The sequence below is a fragment of the Pseudomonas sp. M5A4_2d genome, from assembly GCF_053345295.1.
Map to the genome: position 1 here is coordinate 302,018 of NZ_JBKEZW010000001.1, position 22,155 is coordinate 324,172.

The window sequence follows — 22,155 nt, forward strand, 5'->3', positions numbered from 1 at the left end:
AACGGGCGCCCGTCAGGCCTGCGATCTATTGTCGAGTGAGTGCAGCCGTCAGCGTCTGCGCCATGCTTTTCACATACTCGCGCAGTTCAGGCACTGCGGTGGCTTCCCAGTCGCGCGCCTGGAGGAAGGGGCCGACGTAATACAGCCGGTCTGACGGCACTGCATTGCAATCGAGCAGTGCGCCTGACGGTGCGATATCCATACCTGTTCCGAGTGCGTCAGGCACTAACAGCCCATCTGCACGCAGGGATTTGAGCAGGGGGTCGTCCAATTGGCGAAGGTCCAGTGCCGGCGTCGTGCAATTGATCACCGCTTTGACCTCCAACTGTTCCTCGGTGCTTGCGCCACGACGGCGTACCGACACGCTTACGCTCTGAGGATTGGACGCGTAGCCGACGATGCGCCCGGCCAGCAGCTTGAGCTGTCCGCTGGCAAGTTCTTCGTGCAGGCGGGCTCCCGGTTGGGGCGCGCAACGATGCCGATGGGCATCCCAGTAGGGGCGTATGTGCCGCAAGAATCGCCGGCGTTCATCGAGCGGCAATGCATGCCACAACTGCAGGGTGGCAGACCTCAACCCACCGATGATGTCGCGCCAGTCTCCTCCGGTTTGTGCGTGCAGCCTGACCGCATCACGGACTGCGCGCACGTAATGACGCACCCTGCAATCGGTCAACATGTGCTGTGACAGCCCTTCGTCGTAAGCAGGATGTGCATTCAACTCACGGTGGGGCTGTGGCAGAAGGCCGCGGCGTGAGACGGCCTGAATAGTGCCTTTGTGGCCCCGATCACGTAAGTCGAGCACGACATCCAGCATCGTCAACCCGCTACCGATCAGGAAGACAGGGTCATTTGCACTGATGCCATCGAGTGCGCCGGGTTGCCATGGGTCATGCACGTAGCGTGGGCTTTCGTAGAACTGTCGATATTGGGGGGCAATAGAAGGTGCTTGGCGTGCACAACTACCAATGCTCAAAACGATGGTGTCGGCCCGATAATGCTCTCCGTTATCCATCAAGAGCAGTGCACCCTGTGCATTGGGCTGGGGAACTATTTTCACCACTTCCCCAATAACTTCTTGCAGCTCGCAGCCCAGCGGTGCGCGGCGGGTTGCATCGTTAAGCAGCGCTTCCAGGTAATCGCCATACACACGCCGCTCTACAAAGGAGCCGGGTGTAGCCGTTGGGGTGCTGCGTTTTACGTAGTCATAAAAGCTGTCGTCTTCGCCGGCGAGTGCGTTCATTCTGCCTGCGGGCACGTTGAGTACGTGCGCACGGGCACGGGTGCTGTAGGCGACACCCCGGGCCATGCTGCCAGGCCGGCTGATCAACAGAATTTTCAAAGGGGTGACCGGCGGGTGGCGCAATAAATGTACTGCCAGCGTCGAGCCGCAGAAGCCTGCGCCGATAATCGCGATGGTCTTGGTATTCATTCCAGCTCCAGTTTCAACGCTGCTCATTTTTCATTTGACAAAGTTGTTCTATTGCTCTTTTTGAATAAGAGCCGATAAGTGATGTGTAGAGTCGACCGATGGATTGTATGAGCGTGATAATGAAGTGGATCGGGTTCGTCATCCAGTACGCAACTGCGGCCATTCAGCGTTCGTTGATATAGATCAGTCGCACTCCCGATAGGCGTTGTCGACGCATCATAGCTGAATATGAACTATACCTGCCTCGGCGTTGCAGGGTGGGCGGCTGGGATGAATAGGTTTTTCGGGTCGCTGCGTGTGGGGCAGGTCGATGCTGTTGGGTTGATGAGTCGATGGCGCATTCACATTAGCTCGCCATGTCGGACGGGTCTGGGATTGATGCCATCCAGCTATTTAGGCAGCGTAACGTTACAAACCCCCGGTCTAGAGGCGCAACACCTCATACTAGAGCCTTTGAGGGGGGCGAGGCTGTCGACCGTTGGTCACCAGTAAGATTGCTCTTACCATGTAATGCTGTAATAATTCCGACCTTATTGTGGCCTATATCCTACCTCCCTACAGGATATGTAGTACGCTCGCAAAGGGATATTGTGTCTATTTTCGCATCGCGTAGCCTTTCCAATGCTCTGCCGAACGATGTTTGCCTGGCAAACGTCGCGGTATTGATGTGCTCGTACAATGGTGAAGCGTTCCTTGCTGAACAGCTCGACTCCATTGAGCGGCAGAGCTATAGCGGCTGGACATTAGTCATTTCTGATGACGGTTCCAAAGATGGTACTTCGCAGATCTTCCAGAAGTACTGCAATCGTTGGGGCAGCGACCGCTTGCGCGTCGTGGCGGGTCCTCAAAAAGGATTTGTCGCCAATTTTCTGTCGCTCACGTGTCGCGCCGATATCCAGGCAGACTATTTTGCATGGTGCGATCAAGACGATATCTGGAATGACGAGAAGCTGCAGGTGGCCATTGAGTGGTTGCAGACCCAGCCCTCAGATGTTCCGGCCCTTTACTGTGGCCGCACTCAACTGGTCAGTGACTCGGGTGTCACGCTTGGTTATTCGCCGCTATTCACGTTGCCTCCTCACTTCTCGAACGCGCTCGTTCAGAGCATTGCGGGCGGCAATACGATGGTGTTCAACCAGGCGGCTCGCGAGTTGATCATGGAGGCAGGGCTGGATGTCGTAGTCCCTTCTCATGATTGGTGGGCGTATCAGCTCGTCACGGGTGCGGGAGGCGTCGTTCACTACGATCCCGAGCCTAGAATGCAGTACCGCCAGCATGATGAAAATCTGATTGGCAGCAACTCCAGCTGGGCAGCTCGCCTGGTTCGGCTACGGATGATCTTTCAAGGACGTTTTTACGAGTGGAACGAACAGAACATTCGTGCACTCGAAGCCATGCAGCATCGTCTTTGCGAAGAGCATCGAACGACCCTTGCGCGCTTTAAAGGTGCGCGGAGTCAAACGTTATTTAGACGAGTGCTGGGGTTCCGGTCGGCCGGTTTATATCGGCAGACGTTCATGGGTAACCTCGGGCTAATTCTTGCAACACTACTGAAAAAGATCTGACTCAATGACTATCTTAGTAACCGGCGGTGCTGGCTTTATCGGTGCAAACTTTGTATTGGACTGGGTAGCCCAGGCGGATGAGCCGGTCATTAATCTGGATAAGCTGACGTATGCCGGCAACCTGGAGAACCTCAGCTCGCTCGAGGGTGACAAGCGCCACGTGTTCGTACAGGGCGATATCGCCGATACCCAGTTGGTCCAGCGCTTGCTCGCTGAACACCAGCCGCGCGCTATCCTGAACTTCGCCGCCGAGTCGCACGTTGACCGCTCTATTCATGGTCCGGAAGATTTTATCGAGACTAACGTCGTCGGTACCTTCCGTCTGCTGGAGGCGGTGCGCGCCTACTGGAAAGGTTTGGATGCGGATGCACAGCAGTCTTTCCGTTTCCTGCATGTGTCGACTGACGAAGTCTATGGCTCCCTGGCCAAGGACGATCCTGCGTTCACCGAAACTCATCAGTACGAGCCTAACAGCCCTTACTCGGCGAGCAAGGCTGCGAGCGACCACCTGGTACGTGCCTACCACCATACCTATGGCTTGCCGGTACTGACGACCAATTGCTCGAACAACTACGGCCCGTACCATTTCCCGGAAAAACTGATTCCGTTGATGATCGTCAACGCACTGGCAGGCAAAGCACTGCCGGTGTACGGCGACGGTCAGCAAATTCGTGACTGGTTGTACGTAAAAGACCACTGCAGCGCCATCCGTCGTGTACTGGAAGCTGGCACTGTGGGTGAGGTCTATAACGTGGGCGGCTGGAACGAAAAGCCAAACCTGGACATCGTCCACACCGTTTGCGCCTTGCTCGATGAGCTGCGCCCTCAAGCGAATGGCAAGCCTTACAGCGACCAGATCGCTTACGTGACGGATCGCCCTGGCCATGACCGCCGTTATGCCATCGACGCACGCAAACTGGAGCGTGAGTTGGGTTGGAAGCCGGCCGAGACGTTCGAGACCGGTATTCGCAAGACCGTGGAGTGGTACCTGGACAACCAGGATTGGGTGAGCAATATCCAATCGGGTTCGTACCGCGAGTGGGTAGAAAAGAACTACGCCGAGCGTTCGGCATGAGGATCCTTCTACTTGGCAAAAATGGCCAGGTGGGATGGGAGCTTCAACGCAGCTTGGCCCCTTTGGGCCAGGTGCTTGCGCTCGACTCGAAAAGCCAGGACTACTGCGGCGACCTGAACGATCTGCAGGGGCTGGCCGCGACTGTGCAGCGGTTTGCGCCTGACGTCATCGTCAACGCCGCGGCCTACACCGCCGTCGACAAAGCCGAAAGCGAGCCCGCCCAGGCGCTGCGTGTCAACGCAGAAGCTCCGGCGGTACTGGCGGCCGAGGCGCTGAAGCTGAATGCCTTGCTGGTGCACTATTCCACCGACTACGTGTTCGCCGGCACCGGCGACACACCTTGGCTGGAAAGCGACCCTGTCGGCCCGCTGAGCGTCTACGGCACGACCAAGCTGCAGGGCGAGCAGGCCATTCAGGCCAGTGGCTGTGCGCACCTGATCTTGCGTACCAGCTGGGTTTACGCAGCACGCGGTAACAACTTCGCCAAGACCATGCTGCGCCTGGCCATCGAGCGTGACAGCCTGAACGTGATTGACGACCAGTTCGGCACGCCCACCGGGGCGGACCTGCTGGCCGACGTCACCGCTCACGCGATCCGCATCCTCGGCTCAAACCCGCAGTTGAGCGGGGTGTATCACCTCGCGGCTGCGGGCGAGACCACCTGGCACCGCTATGCCCGCTTTGTGCTCGAACAGGCGCAAGCGGCGGGTGTGCAGCTCAAGGTCGAACCGGCCAACGTGGGCGCGATCACCACCGCGGCCTACCCGACGCCGGCCAAGCGCCCTGGCAACTCCCGACTCAACACTCAAAAACTGCAGAATGCCTTCTCACTGCGCCTGCCTGAATGGCAGGACGGCGTGGCACGGATGCTTAAAGAAATTCTAGAGAAATGACCATGCTTAAACGTAAAGGAATCATTTTGGCCGGTGGTTCGGGCACACGCCTGCACCCTGCAACCTTGGCAATCTCCAAGCAATTGCTGCCGGTTTACGACAAGCCAATGATCTACTACCCGCTGACCACGCTGATGCTGGCGGGTATTCGCGACATCCTGATCATTTCCACGCCGCAGGACACCCCGCGCTTCGAACAGCTGCTGGGTGACGGCAGCAACTGGGGCTTGAATCTTTCCTACGCCGTACAGGCCTCCCCGGATGGCCTGGCTCAGGCCTTCATCATCGGTGAAGACTTTATCGGCAACGATCTGTCGGCGCTGGTGTTGGGTGACAACATCTACCACGGCCATGATTTCAACGAGCTGCTCAAAAGCGCAACGCAGCGTCAGGACGGCGCCAGTGTGTTCGCCTACCACGTGAACGATCCTGAGCGTTATGGCGTGGTTGAGTTCGATGCCCAGGGCAAGGCGATCAGCCTGGAAGAAAAGCCGCTCAAACCTAAGTCGAACTACGCCGTTACCGGTCTGTATTTCTACGACCAGGACGTGGTTGAAATCGCCAAGAGCATCAAGCCGTCGCCGCGTGGCGAGCTGGAAATCACCGACCTCAACCGCATCTACATGGAGCGCGGCAAGCTGTCGGTCGAGATCATGGGCCGTGGCTATGCATGGCTGGACACCGGCACTCACGATTCCTTGCTCGAAGCCAGCAGCTTCATTGCCACGCTTGAGCACCGTCAGGGCCTTAAAGTGGCTTGCCCTGAAGAGATCGCCTTCCGTCAGAACTGGATCGATGCAGAGCAACTGGAGCGCCTGGCCGCACCGCTGCTCAAAAACGGTTACGGCCAATACCTGAAACGTCTGCTGACCGAGAAGATTTATTAATGAAGCACACAGAGCTAGCGATATCAGACGTCGTTCTAATCGAGCCCCGAGTTTTCGGCGACGAACGTGGGTTCTTTTTTGAGAGTTTCAATCAAGAGCAGTTTGAGAGCGCCATAGGCCGCTCGGTCAAGTTTGTTCAAGATAATCACTCCCGCTCTGTGAGAAACGTATTGCGTGGTCTTCATTATCAAGTCCGTCAGCCACAAGGGAAGTTGGTTCGTGTGGTGTCGGGCGAGATTTTTGATGTGGCTGTCGATATCCGTAAAGGCTCCGCGACGTTCGGTCAGTGGGTAGGTGAAGTGCTGAGCGCAGAAAACAAGCGTCAGCTCTGGATCCCGGAAGGCTTTGCTCACGGGTTTGTGGTGTTGAGCGAGTCAGCGGAACTGCTTTACAAGAGCACTGATTACTACGCACCGGCTCACGAGCGTTGCCTCGCCTGGGATGACCCAAGCCTGGCAATCCAGTGGCCAATCGATGGCACCCCGACACTTTCGGAAAAAGATACCAAAGGGCAGTTGTTGTCGGCTGCCGAGGTGTTTGACTGATGCAGAATTTTTCTGTGTCTCCCCGGGAGATGGTGGGGAGCCTGTGGCGTAATCGCCAATTGATCCGGACCCTGATTCAGCGCGACGTATTGGGGCGCTATCGGGGCTCGATCATGGGCGTGCTCTGGTCATTCATCACTCCGATCATGATGTTGGCGGTGTACACCTTTGTCTTCAGCGTGGTCTTCAAGGCGCGCTGGAGTTCGGGCAGTACCTCGGTGACGGAATTCGGCATGGTCCTGTTTGTGGGGTTGATCGTATTCAACATTTTTGCTGAATGCGTCAACAAAGGCCCTGCGCTCATTTTGGCGAACGTCAATTACGTCAAAAAAGTGGTGTTTCCGCTTGAGGTGCTGCCATGGGTCTCATTGGGGGTCGCACTGTTCCATGCCGCAGTGGGCGTTATCGTCTGGCTGACGGCCTATGTGATCCTTTTCGGAGTGCCCCATTTAACGGTGCTGTTGCTGCCAATTGTGGTGCTGCCGTTACTGTTTCTAATCATGGGGGTGACCTGGTTCCTGGCATCCTTGGGGGTCTACCTGCGAGATGTCACGCAGTTCGTCGCCATCCTGACCACGGTGTCCATGTTCCTGTCTCCGATCTTCTTTCCGGCGAGTGCTCTGCCTGAGCGGTTTCAGATACTGCTGCTGCTTAACCCTCTGACTTCCGTTGTGGAAGGTGGGCGTGACGTACTGTTCTGGGGTGTGGTGCCTGATTTGAAGTTCATTGCCATTTACTTTGTCGGCTCCCTCTTTATTGCATGGCTGGGTTTTGCTTGGTTCCAGAAAACTCGCAAAGGGTTTGCAGATGTCCTCTGATACCGCGATCTCAGTACAAAATCTTAGCAAGTGCTTTCAGATTTACGCTAAGCCACACGACCGCTTGAAGCAGTCGCTTTATCCCCGTATTCAAGGGGCTTTCGGCCTGCAGAGAAAGCAGTACTTCAACGAGTTCTGGTCGTTGCGGGACGTGTCTTTCGACATCAAGAAAGGCGAGACCATAGGCATCATCGGTCGCAACGGCAGTGGCAAATCCACACTGTTGCAGATTATTTGCGGAACGCTCAGCCAGACTGCCGGATCTATCCAGACCAATGGGCGTATTGCAGCCCTGCTTGAGCTGGGTTCCGGGTTCAACCCGGAGTTCACCGGGCGCGAAAACGTTTACATGAACGGTGCGATCCTGGGTTTGAGCCGGCAGGAAATCGAAGATCGTTTTGACGAAATCGCGGAATTTGCCGATATCGGAGCGTTCCTCGAGCAGCCGGTGAAAACCTATTCCAGCGGTATGTTCGTGCGGCTCGCTTTTGCCTGCAACATCATGTCTGACCCTGAAATCATGATTGTCGACGAGGCGCTTTCCGTCGGCGATATGAATTTCCAGGCCAAGTGCATGACGGCGCTGACGCAGATCAAAGAGCGTGGCGCGACGATTCTGTTTGTCAGTCACGACGTGGGCACGGTTAAAAGCCTGTGTTCGCGCTGTGTGTACCTTGACGGCGGTAAAGTGGTTGCGGTTGGGCCATCGGCCGATGTGACTGAGCTATACGTGCGTTCGATGCGCGAGGAGATGAACGCGGAACATCGCAAGTTTTCGCGCGTTTCCAAACCGTTTGCCGAGACGGCCGAGACTGCCGAGCCGGTTCAGCCGCCGTTGGGCCTGCCGGTCGTCGAGGAAAAGGTCTTCCAGATCGATCACGCGTTCGAAGCACGAGTCGCTCAATTCCGTTACGGTACGGGCGAGGTGAGGGCGCGCTCTGTCGAATTGCTGGATATGAACGATGAGCCCACGACTTTTCTTGATTTCAACCAGCAGGTCAAGATCAGGGTGAATTTCGAGGCTTACGCCGAGAAATCCGTTACTTTGAATGTCAGTGTTTTTGACGAGAAGAAGAACAACATCACCGGCTGTGGGTTCCAGCATGTCGATCAGCCTTACCTGCTGACGAAGCCGGGAGGCAAATACGTTGCCGAGTACCTGTTCAAGATGCCTTTGCAGGAAGGCCACTACTCGTTGCGTATCAATATATCGTCGGTAATTATTGAAAATGAATCGGCAGAGTTTATTGACTTGATCAATGATGCCGTCGTTTTCCGTGTTGCTCGTTGGGAGAAGGCCCGGATTTGGTCCCAAGTCCATCAGTTCGCAGAGTTGAGGGTTGAGGAGCTGCTGTGAGCGAAAAAATCAAACAGGCCTTTATCATCGGTACCGGACGCTGCGGCACCACCTGGCTTGCCCAGATGTTGAACAGCAATCCGGTGCTTTGCGTGCCTCCGGAAATTCAGTTGTTGTTCGAATACTCCAGCAATGGCAACCGGCTGCATGAAGAGTACCTGCTCGCCAACGAGCAGGGGCTCGACAGTGATCAATTGATCTCGATCATTGAGCGCTGCTGTCCGCACAACCTCGACCAGTTTTTTGACTACCCCGAGTTCTGCCGTCAGGACAGTACGCCAAAGCGTTCATTTCGTGAATTCGTCACCGCCTTCTATGCAGCGGTTGCTGAAAGCCACAGTAAACGCTGGCTTATCGAGCAGACACCGTGGTACGGGCAACGCCTCGATTTAGTGACAGCTTTGTTTCCTGATGCAAAGTTCATTCATGTGGTGCGGGATGGGCGTGATGTCGCATTGTCGTTCTCACGTACCATGTGGTGGCACCGATCCGCGCGTTTGAACCTCTCAAGATGGCAGCGGGAGATCAAAAAAATTGCGCTGGATGCAAAGCTTTTGCTGAAGCCCGAGGCTTACCTGGAAGTCAAATATGAAAACCTGGTGGCGGACACGACTGCAGAGCTGAAAAAAATCTGCACATTCCTCGGTGTCGATTTCGACCCGACGATGTTGGACCCCCAGGCGTTCATCGATTACGACCAGTTCTGTAAATTCGACCTCGGCCTGGTGTCGTCGCAGGCCTACTCGGCATGGCGCAAGCAAAAAAGTAAAACCGTATTCACCGATAGCGTTGAAGCCTGGCGTAAAAATGACGGTGCTTTTGATAAGAGCCTGCCGCCGGAGATCTCCAATTGGTTGACTCATTACGGTTACCCGGTCGAGACACCAGATGATACCGAAGCGGAAAATGTTCACCTTCGCGAGTACAACCTGAATGTGTTGGAACAGGAAAATCTCGAGAAGTCTCACTATATTCAAGCGCTGGAGCAGTCGGTTGCCGATTGCACTCAGCATTTAGGCGACGCCAGCGTGGTGGCTAATGACTGGGCTGCGCGCGGTGAGTTGCTGGAGCAATTGGCCGGCACCATTCATGCGCTGGAACAGGAAAATGCCGAGCGCTTCGAAAAAATTCTCACCCTGGAGAGAACGCTCGCGGGACACGTTGAACACGGTTCGTTTATCAAAAACGAGTGGCAAGCGCGTGGTGAGTTGATTGACGAGTTGGGCGAGAAGTTTCAAGCGCTGGAGCGAGAGCTTGCGTCCGGTGCTGAACTGAACGAGACATTACAGCAAGCACTTGCCGCTCAGCAAAGTGAGTCTAACGAGCTGGGGCAGACAATAGACGGTTTGAAACAAGAAATTGATAATCGTACGAATCAGGTACTGCAGGTTGAGCATGCCCTGACGGCTCATGCAGAGCAGCAGAGGGTACTTGAGCAAGCGTTGCAGGCACGTGAACACTTGCTGGAGCAGGCAGGCGAAGCCAATGAGGCTTTGAAGAAAGACAGTGCAGATCGTGACGAGCGCATCAATGTGCTTGAACGATTACTGGCCGAACAGATAGAGCAGTCCGGCGTTGCCGAAAAGTATCTCGCTACCCGAGAGGCTTTGATTCAACAACTGACGGCTTCTCTTGAAGCATTAAATTCAACGAGTCAGCAACAGGCAGAAAAAATCGAACAGCTTATGTTTGATGGTGTTGTCAGTGCTAATACGAACTCCCAACTCGTTCAGGAAATCGCCGATCAGAAACTATTGATCGAGGATTTGGAAGGCCGTCTTAATGAATTTGAGCGTTCGTGGTATGGAATCCTAAGAAAACGTCTCTCTAAATGAGATGTTATTAATTTTCGCTTGAGAACTTCATGAATATTACAGTCACCAAACCCTTTATGCCTCCGTACGCCGATTATCAGAGCTACCTGGCTGGTATATGGTCTCGCGAGTGGTTAACGAACAACGGCCCTCTCCTGAACGAGCTGGAAATCAAGCTCAAAGAATGCCTGTCGGTTGATAATCTGCTGTTTTTGAGCAACGGCACCGTTGCGCTGCAGATTGCAATCCGCGCTCTTGAGCTCCAGGGCGAGATCATCACCACGCCGTTCAGTTACGTAGCGACCACTTCCAGCATTGTCTGGGAGCACTGCGAGCCTGTGATGGTCGATATCTGCCGGGACACGCTGAACATTGACGTGAACCTGATCGAACAGGCCATCACTGAAAAGACCACTGCCATCCTTGCGACGCATGTCTTTGGCAACCCGTGCGACGTAGAGGCGATTGCAGTTATTGCCAAAAAGCATAACTTGAAAGTGATCTACGATGCGGCGCACGCCTTTGGCACTCAGCACAAGGGCAAATCCCTGCTGGCCTACGGTGACGTATCGACGTGCAGTTTCCACTCCACCAAGCTTTTCCACACGGTGGAAGGTGGCGCAGTGATCAGCCCGCACGCAGATGTCTCCAAGCGCATGGCAATGATGAGAAACTTTGGCCACTCCTCGGCCACTGATTTTGGCGACGTTGGCATCAACGGCAAGAACTCGGAGTTTCACGCGGCGATGGGCTTGTGCAACATCAAGCACGTCCCCGATATCCTGAAGGTACGCCGGCAGCTGTGCGAGCGTTATGTACAAAACCTGGAAGGCCTGCCGGTTACCTTCCAGAAAATCCTGCCGAAGACCGAATATAACCACGCGTATTTTCCAGTGATATTCGAGAGCGAAGCAGTGCTCTTGAAGCTGATTGATTTTCTGAACCTGAACAGCATCTACCCGCGTCGTTATTTCTACCCGTCGCTGACAAAGCTGCCTTATGTACACGGGCAGAGTGCGAGCATCGCAGAAGACATTTCCCGCAGAATTCTATGCTTGCCGCTGTATCACTCCCTCTCTCTGGAAGAGGTGGATATGATTTGTCGGCTGGTAAAACAAGACCTGTCGTGACCAGCAGTTTTGTGAATAGGGATATTTGAAATGGCTGTAAATACTAGTGAATACGCAGGCGGGGATACGAACGTGAGTGGTACTGGATTCTTTAAACGTGATCATTTCAGCGACGAGGATAAGCTCGGTTTGCTGAATTTTCTCATGCAGGAGTTCGGTCTTCAGCAGCCACTCGTGTTGAAAGGGGCCGACGTTGCATTGTCGGCCCGGTTCATCGCCAAGCAGTATTCGCTGCGCGGGAAAAAAATTGACCTGCTGCTACTGGATTCGATTCCGGCGCAACAGTCCGACGCTGCCGTGGCTAAGCTTTTCAATCTGCTCTCGGGGCGAGGGCTCGTCTGTATCGAATCAAAAGATGCCGCGCCCGCAGTGCTGAAGAGCCTGCACCATGCATTCGAACCGGTACTGATCGTGCCGGGCTTTTCGATCTTCGCGAAACCCGGTGGTGAGTGTTCGATTCGCAGCGCGCGCTATCGAGTTGATCTGTATCTCAGGAAGCTTCACTTCCAGAAAAGTTGCTTGATTAGCAAGGGGCCTGAGCACCTGCCATTGGTGACAGTGGTCGTCCTGACATACAAGCATGAAGCTTACATTGCAGAATGCATCAATTCGGTACTGCGCCAGCAAGGTGCGTTCCGCATGCGCATTATCGTGATTGACGATGTGTCGCCCGATAACACGGCGCAGGTTGTTCGGTCCACGATCGAAAATCAGCAAAACGAGCGTATCTCCATTGAGTTCCATGCGAACACAAAGAACGTTGGCGTTGTAGGGAACCTGGCGACGTCGGTAGAGCTTGCCAAAGGCTGTGACTACCTGACGTTCTGTGAGGGCGATGATTTCTGGACATCAGACACGCGTATTCAACAACACATTGATTTGCTGGCGACGCACCCGGAATCGGTGATGTCGTTCAACTCGATTGAGCTGTGTGTGTCTGATGGATCTTCGCGCGAGATTTTTTCGGTACATAAAAATCTTGAGCGTGACACGATCACCGGCCTTGAAATGGCCGAACATAACCTCATCGGGAATTTTACTGCGTGTTTCTATCGCGGCCCGTTACTGGACGTTATCCCCGCCGAAATATTCGATATTTACACGGTGGATTGGTTCTTTAATATTTACTGCGCTCAGTTTGGCAGTATTGCTCATCTCAAGCAGCCGCTGTCGGTCTACCGTCAACATGTCGGCGGCGAATGGAGTGCGCGTAAAGAACTGGACAAGGCAACAACCCTGATCGACTTGATCGATCAGTACAACGAATTTATCGATTTCAACTACGACGAAGGCTTTCAGAAGTACAACTTTGAGTTGTATTCCTGGGTAGACGGCAAATACGCCGACAGCTTTGAAAAGCTTGATTTGATTATCGTCGATGACGTGTTCCCTTCGCGTCGAAGTGGTTTCCGTCACGTTGAGTTCACTGCGTACCTGAAAGCGTTCAAGCGTTCGTTGGTGCTGACCACCGGCGCCACGTTGCACGTGCTTGAAACGGCATCGATCAACAGTGTGATTCGCGAATACCAGCACACCTACCCAGAGTTGGGTAACCGGGTCATGCTCAAGAATGAGGCATTCCCGCTGGCCATTGGCAAGCTGCTGTATGTCACCTTCATTTCCAACGCTTACGCGCTGTTGCCGTCTGCTGAAGCATTGAATATTCCGTTCGTCTTCACACTGTACCCAGGTGGCGGCTTTGCCTTGAACAGTATCGAATGTGACAAGAAGCTAAAGCGCATCTTTGATTCTCCTTGCTTCCAGAAAGTCATCGTTACCCAGCAAGTGATTTACAACTACATCACTGAAAAGCACCTGTGCCCGGCTGACAAGATCGAGATGATTTTCGGCGTGGTGATGCCTGAAATGGCCAATGAACGACCACCGCTGAAGAAAAACCGTTGGGGGTTTGGCAAGGATCGTCTGGATGTTTGCTTCATGGCGCATAAATACACGACGTATGGTGAAGACAAAGGTTATGACGTCTTTATCAACGCTGCGAGTATTCTACGCCAGCGCTATGACAACATTTTCTTCCATGTGGTTGGCCCCTACAACAAGTCGGTGATTGATGTCGGTACGTTCAGTGACCGGATCACGTTCCATGGTTCACTGAACCCGGAGGAGTTTGATGACTTCTTCCAGGACATGGACATCATCATGTCGCCGAATATCAGTGGGAAAATCTTCCCTGGCTCGTTTGATGGTTTCCCTACTGCAAGCTGCACTGAAGCTGCACTGCGTGGTACTGCGATTTTCGCGTATGACGAATTCAACTCCGCGCAGGGCCGCTTCACCGACGGTGAAGATATCGTACTGCTCAAGTACGACCTGTGGGATATCGTCAGATTGGTTGAGAAGTACCGTGCCGATCCTGCGGCATTGAAAGCAGTGGGCGAGGCGGGTATTGGCCGTGTTCGAGCGCTTTACAGCCATGAGGCACAGCTTGCGCCACGGATCGAATTGCTGCGTCAGGTCATCAGTAACCCTGTGATTTCGTCGGCAAGCGTCGACCCGTTGCCGCTGGTCATGCAAAACGTAGAGCCTGCGAGCGAAAGCGTGAAAGATGTGGCCTCCCAATCGGTGGCGCCAGGGCCGCGCGGCAGACTGAGTACGTTGCGTAAGTGCTGCCCTGAGCCGATCAAAAAAGTGTATCGCCTTTGGAAGGCTCGCCATGTCTCTTGAGAAAGTGGATACAGTACCGGGCACTGATGACCTGCCATTGGTCAGTGTTGTGGTGCCGTCCTATAACCACGCAAAACATATCAGCAAGGCTATTGACAGTGTATTGGGCCAGGGCTTTTCTAACTTTGAATTGCTGATTTCCGATGACTGCTCGCCGGACAATAGCTGGGAAGTGATTTCCAACTTCACGGATAAGCGTATTCGGACGTTCCGGCAGGAGAGAAACCTTGGGCCTGTCGGCAACCTGGTATTTCTGATCCAGCAGGCGCGGGGCAAATATGTTGCCCTGCTAAACTCCGATGATGCTTGGTACCCGTCGAAACTCGGTAAGCAAGTAGCAGTCCTCGACGCTCAACCCGAGTTGGGGGCTTGCTTTACATGGGCGGATTTGGTGGACGGTACGGGGCAGGAAATTTCCGGTCCTGAGGCGATCTGGAATGATGTGTTCAGGCAGCCTAACCGTACGCAAGGCGAATGGCTGAAGCACTTCTTCCTGAAGGGCAACTGCATCTGCCATCCGAGCATGTTGGCGCGTAAGGAAGTGTTCGAGACGCTCGGCTATTACAACCCTGGCCTAAGGCAGCTGCCGGATTTCGATATGTGGATCCGGCTGGTCAAACAGTTTCCGATTCATGTCATTCAAGAGAATCTGGTTGGGCATCTACGAGACGGGAATAATACCAGCGCGGTCTCCCCGGAAAACTCAGCGCGAAACTTGACCGAACTGGTTGAGATATTTGGTTCGTTTTTTGAATCGCTTTCGGATGAGCTCTTCATTGACGGGTTTTCTGAACACTTCCGGCTCAAAGGGGTGCCAGCCACACAGGCCAGGCTGGAAGCCGAGAAGTTCTTTTTGCTGCTAGACAGTGCTTTCGTACCCGCCTCCGGTAGAGCGGCGGCACTGTCCGTGTTTATCAAGCGGTGTGCGGATCCTGAATTCGAGCGTGTGCTACGCGATGAGTACATGTTTTCGGTTTTTGATTTCTACCGGATAAGCGGCCAAAGCGGATTTGGGCATTACTTGATGGCCGCCCATTATGCTTCTGTTCCCGCGCCGATCTCGGTGGAAGGGGCGGGTGCGAACACGTCGGTCCAGGGCCGTTTTATCTACTTTTTAAAACGCGTAGTGCGCCGTTTACGCCGAGAGCTGCAGCGGATCAGCGCTTAGGGCCATCAGGTTAAAAGTAGACAGGCAGGCGCGCGCATCAGCGCGCGTCTGTCGAGACAGCGGATAATCTTTCAGAGAGCATTATGAAAACATTTTTTGGTCTTATTGGCGCAGGTGGACACGGCCGGGAAGTGATGCCGATGCTGCGGTCAATGATCAAGGGCACGCCGGCCGAATCGAACTCTGAGTTATTATTCGTCGTAGAAAACCTTGAAGCGCCAACGCAGATCAACGGGTATCGCGCGATCAGCCTGCAGGCCTTTTTCGAGCTCGATGGCATCAAGCGATTCAACATCGCAATTGGTGACTCCAAGGCACGGCAGAGGATTGCGGATGTTTGCATGGCCGGTGATATCTCGCCGTTTTCGTTAATCGCCCCCAGCGCGATGTTATTGGACAGTAACGAGATCGGTGAAGGGGTCATGATCTCCGCGCAGACGATCATTACCTCGAATGTAAAAATCGGTCGGTTTTTTCAGGTCAATAACCAATGCAATATTTCACATGATTGCGTCATCGGTGATTTTGTAACGTTCGGGCCTGGTGTGAAATGTAATGGAAACGTCACGATTGGTGACCATGCTTACATCGGCGCTGGCGCTCTGATCAAGCAAGGCAGGCACGGGGCTCCGTTAAAGATCGGTGCGGGAGCGGTGGTTGGCATGGGCGCGGTGGTTGTCAAAGATGTTGAGCCCTACACCACGGTAGTGGGCAACCCTGCCAGGCTGTTGGTGAAGTAATGTCCGACGCGAGCTCGCGCTTCGACTTATCGGTGCTGTTGGTTACCTATAATCATGAGCTGTATATACAGCGTGCCTTGGACTCGCTTTTCAGCCAGGACTTCTGTGGCTCTGTCGAGCTCGTTGTTGCTGACGATGCCTCCTCGGATACCACGCTAAAATGTATCCAGCGTTATGAAGGTACAGACGCCCGGTTTACTTTTAAGTACCTCTCGCAATCGGCGAACGTGGGGATTACCCGGAACTATCAACGCGGTTTTGCCGCCTGTTCCGGCGACTATGTCGCGGTGCTCGAAGGTGATGATTACTGGAGCAGTCCCTATAAGCTCACGCGCCAGGTCACGTTTCTCGATGAACATTGGGAATGCAACCTTTGCTCTGTCAACTACTTCGTTTTTAATGAAGATGATGCCAGCGTTGTCAGCCGGGTCGAGCGCGGTGACGGCTATCGGCTGTTAACCGCGCGCGAACTGATTGCCGATAATCTGGTGGGTAACTTCTCCACCTGCCTTTATAGGGCGTCAGCGTTGCAAGCGCTGCCGGCCGAATTGTTCGAACTCAAGTCTTATGATTGGATCGTCAATATCTGCGTGGCGAGAAACAGCCTGATCGGCTTTATCGAAGAGCCAATGTCGGTTTATCGCGTGCATTCGGGAGGCGCCTGGTCTCACGTTGCCCATACCGGGCAATTGGAACTGCAGCTCAGCCTGATTCCCGCGTATGACCAGCTTACGAATCAACTGTTTCATGCCAGCTTCATGAAGCTGCAACGCCGCTTGCGCCGAGCGATAGTGCTATCGCGTCGCGGCCCATCGTTAGGCAGAGTTGCGGCATGGAGTGCGGCCAACATTGAGCAGTTCATACCGCCCGTAGTGCTCATGGTTTTCGACGCGCTGATGCCTCCGGTTATTAAAAAGATATTCCTGAGGATCATCCGCCGTGGAGAGGGGTTATGAGCAGCCCCTTGATCAGCGTGATAATGGCGACCTTCAACCATGCGAGTTACGTCAAGGAAGCCATCGCCAGCGTATTGAAGCAGCGCGGCGTTGAACTGGAGTTTTTGATCGCAGACGACGGTTCCACTGACGGTACGCGGGAGGTCGTCGAGTCGATTGTCGACCCCAGGATCCGTTTTTTCCCCCATCAGGAAAACCGTGGTGCCTGCGCGGTGACCAACGAGTTGATCGCGCGTTCAAAGGGGCAGTTTATTGCGCTGATCAACTCGGATGATTATTGGTGTGACGACGACAAGCTGGCTTATCAACTGCAGATATTGCTTGAGAATCCCCAATTAGGGGCGACCTTCGGACGAGCCCGTTTCATTGATAAGCGCGGCGACGTCATCAGCAAGAATCGGTTGACCTTTGGTGCGGTGTTCGACCAGCGGAATCGGTCGCAAGGTGAGTGGTTGCGCTTTTTTTTCGAGCAGGGCAACTGTATTTGTCACCCAACGGTGCTCATCCGGCGTGAATGTTATGATGAGGTCGGTGTCTACGATAATAACCTTCGACAGCTGCCTGACTTTGATATGTGGGTTCGACTGGTAAAAAAATTCCAGATTCATATCTCTGAGCGTGAACTGATCAGCTTCCGCGTGTTGCCGGGGCAAAGCGCCAGTAGCCATACGGTGGCTAACGCTGTGCGCACGATGAATGAGCATTACTTGATTGCCACTTCTTTCTTTCGGAACGTCGGGGCGCAAACACTCAAGGATGGCTTTTCTGACCTACTGAGATATCCTGATGTCCCTGGTGACATGCATCTTGATATCGAGAAAGCGCTGCTTTTTTTCGTGCCGAACAGAGCCTTGGGCAAGGCATATGAGATGGTAGGTATTCTCGAGCTCAATCGGCTTCTCAGCCTGGATGGGCATCGAGAAGTGCTGGCAAGGGACTACAAGATTGATGCCGGTTGGTATCATCGCAAGATGCAGGATGTCGACGTGCTGCGCCCGAAAGTTTTGGCAGTGATTGGCAATAAAATCGCGGGGTTGAAAAGTCTGTATGTGAAGCTTTTCAACTCTTAACTGGTTTGAAAATAGAAATTTAAAAAGGAAGATTTATGCGTTCTCTCTATCTACCCGCTGTTGCTCTCCTAGGTCTTCTTGCTGGCTGTGATGCAGACAAGATGAAAGATGTTGCGTCGAATAACTCATGCTCGCTGGACAGCCCGGCTACGGGCACCCAAGTACTGTCCAACGTTCCGTTCGAGCCGTGGGGCTGGGCGTATAACGTTGTGGCGGGCACTGTCCCTAAAGACGTGACTCTGCAAATTATCAACGCTAAAAACGATGTTGTCCTGACGACGCCGGCAACCCGTGCTCCTCGTCCAGACGTTGCCAAGGCGTTCGACAAGCCTGACCTGGCGAACTCTGGTTTTATCGCCAAGCTCGACATCAGCAAGCTGGAAGCGGGTACCTACTCGATCAAAGTCATCCAGCAGGAAGGCAACTTCCGTTACAACTGCACCTCCCCATCCAAGTTCAAAATTGCGGCTAAATAAGCCCGGTTTGAAAGTGGATTGAGCTGCAGACACAAGCGGGCATTGAGCTGCTTGTGAGCCTTCGTCGTTAATGGTGTCTGCATTAGTGACCGGGAAAAACACCTACCCTGTGACCCGCAAGGTAGGTGTTGTCCACGTTGTACCACGTTGGTTATTTGATAATGTCCAGCAGGCGGGTGAGTGCCTGTTCAAGGTCGGTGTGCGCCGTATCGATTTCAAGGTGCGCTTCGATGGGCGCTTCATAAGGGCTGCCCACGCCAGACAGGTTCGGCAATTGCCCGGCCCTGGCCTTTTTATACAGGCCCTTCACATCCCGCTCCTCACACACTTCAAGTGTTGTACTCACATACACCTCGACAAACCGATCCGCCCCAATCAGTTCCTTCGCCATTTCCCGCTCTCTTCTGAACGGTGAGATAAACGCCGTCAAGACGATCAGCCCTGCATCCATCATCAGTTTGGCCACTTCGGCAATACGTCGGATGTTTTCCACGCGGTCGGCGTCAGTGAAGCCCAAGTCTCTGTTTAAACCTTGGCGCACGTTATCGCCGTCCAGAATATAGGTCCGATAGCCTTTGGCGTGCAGTTCCAGTTCCAGCGCGTTAGCCAGCGTTGACTTGCCCGACCCTGACAGCCCGGTAAACCAGATGACTTTGCCTTTGTGGCCATTAAGCTTTTCGCGGTCTTCCCGGGCAATCGAGAGCGCTTGCCTGTGCACATTTTGCGCCCGTCGCAAGCTGTGATTGATCATGCCCGCCGCGACGGTGGCGTGGGTGACGCGGTCGACCAGGATAAAGCTGCCCAGTGTTTTGGACTGTTGATAGCTATCGAATACCAAGGGCTTGCTGGTCGCGAGGGTGCACACGCTGATGTCGTTCAGCGAAAGGTGTCTGCTGGCGTCACGGGCAAGGGTGTTGGTGTCGATGCGGTATTTTATGTTGGTGATGGAGGCGGACGCCCATTGTGTCGCCAGCTTGATGTCATAACTGCGCCCGTTCAGGCCCGCGTCTTCGTTCATCCAGATCAGCACCGCTTCAAACTGGTCGCTCACCTCCAGCGGGCTTTGGCTCAGGGAGAGAGTGTCGCCGCGCGAGACGTCGATTTCCTTGTTCAACTTCAGGGTGATGGCGTCTCCGCCTGCGGCGGACTGTACCGAGCCATCCATGCCGATAATGTCGGTGACCGCCGCTGTTTGCCCAGAAAGGCTTGCGCGAATCTCGTCACCCACGCATACCTGCCCCTCGGCGACATACCCGCTGAACCCGCGGAACGAGGCATCCGGTCGATTGACCCCTTGCACGGGGAATACCAGGCGCTTGGATTCAGAGGAAGGGATCTCCAGCGTTTCCAGGCAGCCCATCAAGGTGGGGCCGCTGTACCACGGTGTGTTGGTAGAGCGTTGCGTGATGTTGTCGCCCTTCAGCGCGCTGAGTGGGATCGCAATGATCTTGTCGAAGCGCAGGCTTTGCGAGAACTGGCGGAACTCATCGGTGATTTGGCGGAAAACCGTCTCGTCGAACCCGATCAAGTCCATTTTGCTCACGGCCACGACAACTTGGCGAATGCCCATCAGCGACACCAGGTACGCATGCCGACGTGTTTGTGTCAGCACGCCCTGGCGGGCGTCGATCAAAATCACCGCCACATCGGCGGTTGACGCGCCTGTCACCATGTTGCGCGTGTACTGCTCATGGCCAGGGGTGTCGGCGACGATGAATTTGCGTTTGGTGGTAGAGAAGTAGCGGTAGGCAACATCAATGGTGATGCCTTGCTCACGTTCTGCGGACAGGCCATCGACGAGTAGCGCAAAGTCGAGATCCTTGCCCTGAGTGCCATGTTTTTTCGAGTCGATGTGCAAGGCCGTCAACTGGTCGTCGGTCAGTTGCTGTGCATCCCACAGCAAGCGTCCGATCAATGTGCTTTTGCCATCGTCCACGCTGCCGCAGGTGATGAAGCGCAGCAGGTCCTGGTCACGCTGTTGCGCGAGATAGTCTTCGATCGTTGGATCGGTAGAGGGCGCAAGTGATTCGAGTGCCATTAGAAATAGCCCTCCTTTTTCTTCTTTTCCATACTCGACGCGCAGTCGCTGTCAATCGCTCGGCCTTGGCGTTCCGAGCGGGTGGACCCAGCCAGCTCCAGCAATACATCGGCGGCGGTGAGGGCGTTCGACTCCACCGCGCCGGTGAGTGGGTAGCAGCCCAGGGTACGAAAACGGACGTTGCGCGCTTCAATTTTTTCGTCCGGCAGCAACTTCATGCGTGAATCATCCACCATGAGTGCCACGCCGTTACGGATGACGACAGGCCGTTGTTTTGCAAAATACAGAGGTACCAATGGGATATTTTCCTGGTGGATGTATTGCCAGATGTCGAGTTCTGTCCAGTTGGACAACGGAAATACGCGAATGCTCTCGCCAGGGTTTTTATGTGTGTTGTAGAGGTTCCACACCTCTGGCCGCTGGTTTTTTGGATCCCATTGATGGCTTTGGCTGCGGAACGAAAAAATGCGCTCCTTGGCGCGGGATTTTTCTTCGTCGCGGCGGGCGCCACCGAATACCAGGTCAAACTTGTATTTATCCAGGGCTTGCTTCAAGCCTTCGGTCTTGGTCAGGTCAGTGTGCAGCGCAGAACCATGGTCGAAGGGATTAATGTCTTTGCTGACCGCATCGGGGTTGATATGCACGAGCAGGTCCATACCGCTCTCACGCGCCATGTAGTCGCGGAACAGGTACATTTCCTGAAACTTCCAGCGTGTGTCGACATGCAGCAATGGAAACGGCGGCAGCGAGGGGTAAAAGGCCTTGCGGGCAAGGTGCAGCATGACCGCACTGTCTTTACCCATGGAATACAGCATGGCCGGGTTCTCGGACTCGGCCACGGCTTCGCGGATGATTTGCACACTCTCCGATTCAAGCCGTTTGAGATGAGGCGCAAGGGGGCTTGTACGCGCTCGTGACGCGTTGAACGTGCTTTCGTCCAATACCGGCGCATAGCTCAGCAGTCCGAACTCTACGTTGGCGGGTGCGTCGGTGTGCCTGCACACAGCGGTGAGGCGCCCGCTTGGAAAGATAACGATGAATTTGGCGATATGTGTTTGCAAACGTTGCAGGGCGATGGCCAGCGCCTGCGCATCGAGCGGTACGGCGCCGAGTGGCAGCCAGTAGCGTGCGCCTCGGGCGTCGTTGGCGTGCAAAAAGTCTTGCCCGTCCGCGGTGCGGAACACTTGCGCGAATATCACCAGCCTGCGCTTGGCGCGGGCCCTTTCAATGTCCCAGGTCAGGACCGCGTGAGTGGGTGGGCGCCCCAGCTCATCCTCCAGGATTTGCACCGTCAGCTCGGCGGGCAGCAGGCCAAGCTCGTGCAGTCTTCGTTCGGCCGTGCGCTTGGTGTCGGCTTGTTCGAGTGCGTGAAGGTGCTGGTAGGCTGAGTGCGTATCCCAAACAATGGGCGCATCCAGTCCGAAAAAGTCTGGGTTGGGCATTATGACCTTTGTCGCATTTTGCGAATTGATCTATCGATATTCGCAAATTACATTATTTTTATTGGGT

The 22,155-nt window shown here is 54.4% G+C and carries 18 protein-coding genes; 15 read left to right on the forward strand and 3 right to left on the reverse strand.

What is annotated here, in order from left to right:
• Nucleotides 1-25: 25 nt before the first annotated feature.
• Entirely contained in the window at nt 26-1,429 is a 1,404-nt protein-coding gene (locus ACLBW8_RS01395; protein ID WP_447804387.1) for an FAD/NAD(P)-binding protein, read from the reverse strand.
• 590 nt (nt 1,430-2,019) lie between these two features.
• On the opposite strand from ACLBW8_RS01395, the gene ACLBW8_RS01400 reads away from it, so the two are divergent.
• From ACLBW8_RS01400 to ACLBW8_RS01470, 15 genes are all read left to right on the forward strand, one after another.
• The gene (locus tag ACLBW8_RS01400; protein ID WP_447804388.1) at nt 2,020-2,994 is read left to right on the forward strand and encodes a glycosyltransferase family 2 protein; all 975 of its coding nucleotides are present in this window, start codon (nt 2,020-2,022) and stop codon (nt 2,992-2,994) included.
• Between the two features lie 4 nt (nt 2,995-2,998).
• Nucleotides 2,999-4,069: a dTDP-glucose 4,6-dehydratase gene (gene rfbB / locus ACLBW8_RS01405; protein ID WP_447804389.1), complete on the forward strand. Its 1,071-nt coding sequence runs from the start codon at nt 2,999-3,001 to the stop codon at nt 4,067-4,069.
• A complete protein-coding gene (gene rfbD, locus ACLBW8_RS01410; protein ID WP_407017021.1) occupies nt 4,066-4,962 on the forward strand; it encodes a dTDP-4-dehydrorhamnose reductase in 897 nt (298 codons plus the stop codon). The genes rfbB and rfbD overlap by 4 nt, the downstream gene beginning before the upstream one ends.
• Before the next feature lie 2 nt (nt 4,963-4,964).
• On the forward strand, nt 4,965-5,849 hold the full coding sequence (rfbA, locus tag ACLBW8_RS01415) for a glucose-1-phosphate thymidylyltransferase RfbA (RefSeq protein ID WP_064454992.1): 885 nt from the start codon (nt 4,965-4,967) through the stop codon (nt 5,847-5,849).
• Nucleotides 5,849-6,394 (forward strand): dTDP-4-dehydrorhamnose 3,5-epimerase, encoded by a 546-nt coding sequence (gene rfbC / locus ACLBW8_RS01420; RefSeq protein WP_447804390.1) that lies wholly within the window; start codon nt 5,849-5,851, stop codon nt 6,392-6,394. The genes rfbA and rfbC overlap by 1 nt, the downstream gene beginning before the upstream one ends.
• On the forward strand, nt 6,394-7,212 hold the full coding sequence (locus tag ACLBW8_RS01425; protein ID WP_447804391.1) for an ABC transporter permease: 819 nt from the start codon (nt 6,394-6,396) through the stop codon (nt 7,210-7,212). The genes rfbC and ACLBW8_RS01425 overlap by 1 nt, the downstream gene beginning before the upstream one ends.
• Nucleotides 7,202-8,569, forward strand: a complete 1,368-nt coding sequence (locus tag ACLBW8_RS01430) for an ABC transporter ATP-binding protein (RefSeq protein ID WP_447804392.1) — start codon at nt 7,202-7,204, stop codon at nt 8,567-8,569. The genes ACLBW8_RS01425 and ACLBW8_RS01430 overlap by 11 nt, the downstream gene beginning before the upstream one ends.
• Nucleotides 8,566-10,404: a sulfotransferase gene (locus ACLBW8_RS01435; protein ID WP_447804393.1), complete on the forward strand. Its 1,839-nt coding sequence runs from the start codon at nt 8,566-8,568 to the stop codon at nt 10,402-10,404. Before ACLBW8_RS01430 ends, ACLBW8_RS01435 begins: the two co-directional genes overlap by 4 nt.
• Before the next feature lie 29 nt (nt 10,405-10,433).
• Nucleotides 10,434-11,513: a DegT/DnrJ/EryC1/StrS family aminotransferase gene (locus tag ACLBW8_RS01440; RefSeq protein ID WP_262665881.1), complete on the forward strand. Its 1,080-nt coding sequence runs from the start codon at nt 10,434-10,436 to the stop codon at nt 11,511-11,513.
• A gap of 30 nt (nt 11,514-11,543) precedes the next feature.
• Nucleotides 11,544-14,198 (forward strand): glycosyltransferase, encoded by a 2,655-nt coding sequence (locus tag ACLBW8_RS01445; RefSeq protein WP_447804394.1) that lies wholly within the window; start codon nt 11,544-11,546, stop codon nt 14,196-14,198.
• A complete protein-coding gene (locus ACLBW8_RS01450; RefSeq protein WP_447804395.1) occupies nt 14,188-15,366 on the forward strand; it encodes a glycosyltransferase in 1,179 nt (392 codons plus the stop codon). Before ACLBW8_RS01445 ends, ACLBW8_RS01450 begins: the two co-directional genes overlap by 11 nt.
• A gap of 83 nt (nt 15,367-15,449) precedes the next feature.
• A complete protein-coding gene (locus tag ACLBW8_RS01455; protein ID WP_447804396.1) occupies nt 15,450-16,106 on the forward strand; it encodes an acetyltransferase in 657 nt (218 codons plus the stop codon).
• Complete coding sequence (locus ACLBW8_RS01460; RefSeq protein ID WP_447804397.1) at nt 16,106-17,062, forward strand: glycosyltransferase; 957 nt, start codon at nt 16,106-16,108, stop codon at nt 17,060-17,062. Before ACLBW8_RS01455 ends, ACLBW8_RS01460 begins: the two co-directional genes overlap by 1 nt.
• Nucleotides 17,059-18,132 (forward strand): glycosyltransferase, encoded by a 1,074-nt coding sequence (locus ACLBW8_RS01465; RefSeq protein WP_447804398.1) that lies wholly within the window; start codon nt 17,059-17,061, stop codon nt 18,130-18,132. The genes ACLBW8_RS01460 and ACLBW8_RS01465 overlap by 4 nt, the downstream gene beginning before the upstream one ends.
• A 35-nt stretch (nt 18,133-18,167) precedes the next feature.
• Nucleotides 18,168-18,608, forward strand: coding sequence for a hypothetical protein (locus ACLBW8_RS01470; protein WP_064453556.1), 441 nt, complete (start codon nt 18,168-18,170; stop codon nt 18,606-18,608).
• Nucleotides 18,609-18,759: 151 nt separating this feature from the next.
• Here the strand turns inward: ACLBW8_RS01470 and cysN are convergent, their stop codons facing one another.
• Together cysN and cysD are read right to left on the reverse strand one after the other, a co-directional pair.
• Nucleotides 18,760-20,646 carry a sulfate adenylyltransferase subunit CysN gene (cysN, locus tag ACLBW8_RS01475; RefSeq protein WP_447804399.1) on the reverse strand — a complete coding sequence of 629 codons (1,887 nt, stop codon included), beginning with the start codon at nt 20,644-20,646 and terminating at the stop codon, nt 18,760-18,762.
• Nucleotides 20,646-22,088 (reverse strand): sulfate adenylyltransferase subunit CysD, encoded by a 1,443-nt coding sequence (cysD, locus tag ACLBW8_RS01480; protein WP_447804400.1) that lies wholly within the window; start codon nt 22,086-22,088, stop codon nt 20,646-20,648. The genes cysN and cysD overlap by 1 nt, the downstream gene beginning before the upstream one ends.
• Nucleotides 22,089-22,155 lie beyond the last annotated feature (67 nt).